A 2,669-nucleotide genomic window follows, 5' to 3' on the forward strand; every position below is an offset into this window, starting at 1 on the left:
GGACCGGGAGGGGTCGACGCGGCCGGGACCGGCCGGGGTCAGCGGCGACAGAGGCCGTCGTCGACGCACCACGCCGAGCTCGCGAACAGCGCGAGGCACAGAAGGCGGGCGGGTCCGAACATGCGTCTCATCCTAAAGGCCCGATTCCCCCGGTTCCACCCCCTCCCCCGTCACGGTCCGGGGAGGACCCGACGGGCAACGCGGTCGGCGTTCCGCGCTGCCCGCCAGGCGATCAGCGGGGCGCGATGCGGTAGGTGGCACCGGCCTGGGTCGCGAAGGTGACGACGGTCTCCTCCGGGCGTTCGACGGGAACGGTCTGGTCCCCGCTGGTGACGTTCACCGGCACGCGGGTGCGCAGCCGGACCGGCGCCCCGTTCGCGGAGCGGAGGGTGGCCTCGGTCAGCGCGCCCGAGGCCCAGGTGATCGAGGTCTCGAATCCGCCGCGGGCCAGCAGGCCCGTGACGCTTCCGGCCGGAAGGTCACCCGGAAGGGCGGGCAGCAGGTGCACCTCACCCGCGTGGGACTGGAGCAGCCACTCGGTGATGCCCGAGGTGGCGCCGAAGTTGCCGTCGATCTGGAACGGCGGGTGGAGGCAGAACAGGTTGGGCGCGGTGCGCTCCGTGGTGAGCTGGTCGGAGAGCAGCTTGTAGGAGCGGGCGCCGTCCTCCAGCCGCGCCCAGAAGTTGATCTTCCAGGCCAGGGACCAGCCGGTGCCCGCGTCGCCGCGCTGCTCCAGCGTCACCCGGGCCGCCTCGGCGAGGTCGGGGGTGGCGCGCGGGGTGATCTGGTTGCTCGGGTGGAGGCCGTAGAGGTGGGAGATGTGGCGGTGCCGGAAGTCGGGCGCGCCCGCGTCCCAGTCCTCCCGCCACTCCTGGATCTGGCCCTGGCCGCCGACCTCCGTGGGCGCGAGGCGGTCCCGCAGGGCGAGCACCTGATCGCGGAACCCGGCGTCGGTGCCCAGCAGCTCCGACGCCTCGGCGACGGCGGAGAACAGGTCGCGGACGATCTGGTTGTCCATCGTCGGGCCCGCGCAGATGGACACGTCCTGGTGGTGGCCGTTCTCCGGGGAGTTGGAGGGGTTGGTCACCATATGGCCGGTGGAGGGGTCCTCCACCAGCGCGTCCACGAAGAACTGCGCCGCCCCCTTGAGCACGGGGTAGCGGGCGCGCAGGCCCTCCAGGTCCCCGCTGAACCGGTAGTGCTCCCAGATGTGCAGCGCCATCCACGCGCCGCCGGTCTGCCAGGCGCCGTAGAACGCGGCGTCCACGGGCGCGGTGCCGCGCCAGCCGTCGGTGTTGTGGTGGGTGACCCAGCCGCCCGCGCCGTACTGGAGGCGGGCGGTGTCGGCGCCGGTGACCGAGAGGTCGGAGAGCATGTCGAAGACCGGCTCCATGCACTCCAGCAGGTTGGTCTGGCCCGCGGGCCAGTAGTTCATCTCGATGTTGATGTTGATCGTGTACTTCGAGGACCAGGGCGGCGCGAGCAGGTCGTTCCAGATGCCCTGGAGGTTGGCCACCTGGGTGCCGGGCCGGGAGGCGGAGATCAGCAGGTACCGGCCGAACTGGTAGAAGAGCGTCACCAGTTGCGGATCGTTGCCGCCCCCGAAGGCGGCCACCCGCTCGTCCGTCGGCAGCTCGGCCGCGCCCGAGGTGCCGAGATCCAGCGTGGTCCGGCCGAACAGCCCCTGGTAGTCCGCGACATGGCGGGACCTGAGCTCGTCGTAGGACACGCCGTCCACCTCGGCGATCGGCGCGGCGGCGCGGGCGTTCTGGTCCCCCGAGAGGTCGCGGAAGCCGACGCGGTTGGTGCCGGTGGACACCAGCAGCAGCACCTCGTCGGCGCCGCTGACGGTGACGGTGCCACCGGAGCTGGAGACCGAGCCCCCGGTGGCGCGCGCGGTGACGACGGTGCGGAAGTTCACCTGGCCCGCGATGCCCCCGGCCCCCTCGGAGGTGCCGTCGAGGGCGGCGGAGAGCGGGTCGGGCGAGGAGAGCCCGGTGCGGCTGAGCGGGCTGTCCAGCGTCGCGGTGAAGGAGACCGAGCCCGGCTCATCGGCGTGGAGCCGGGCGACGATCAGCTGGTCGGGGGCGCTGGCGAAGACCTCGCGGGTGAAGGTGACCCCGTCGCGGACGTAACGGGTCGTGGCGATCGCCGTCGTGAGGTCGAGCTCCCGGTAGTACTCGGACGTGTCCGAGCCGCCGGGAAAGGTCAGGCGGAGGCTGCCGATGGTCTGGTACGGCACCTGCCCGGTGGGGATGCCCATGAACTCGGCGTTGTAGAGGTCCTGGGCGGCGGCCCACTCCCCCGCGAAGACGCGGCGCCTGATCTCGGGCAGCGCGGCCAGGCCGTCCGGGTTGGCGTGGTCGTAGGGCCCCGCGGCCCAGATGGTGTCCTCGTTGAGCTGCCACTCCTCGTTCTCGACGCCGCCGTGGACCATGGCGCCGAGGCGGCCGTTGCCCAGCGGCAGCGCCCGCAGCCACTCGGAGGCGGGCGCGGGGTACCACAGGCGCAGCTGGTGCTGCTGGGCTGCGCCGGGGGCGCCGGGCGCGGCCTGCGCGCCGGCGTGGAAGGCGTGGGGGGCGTGCGCGGGGGCGTGGGGGGCGGCGGCGGTGGCGCCCGCCACGCCTCCCGCGGCTATGGCCAGGAAGGTGCGGCGATTGGCCTGGGGG

Annotated in this window: 1 protein-coding gene; it reads right to left on the reverse strand. The window is 73.2% G+C overall.

The genetic code is table 11. The features are described from left to right. Positions 1-232 precede the first annotated feature (232 nt). Positions 233-2,669 (reverse strand): glycosyl hydrolase family 95 catalytic domain-containing protein (locus ADY01_RS34745; RefSeq protein WP_420715765.1); only part of this gene is annotated, 2,437 nt, incomplete at its 5' end.

It is taken from the genome of Streptomyces sp. SBT349, assembly GCF_001083795.1.
Lineage (GTDB): Bacteria > Actinomycetota > Actinomycetes > Streptomycetales > Streptomycetaceae > Streptomyces.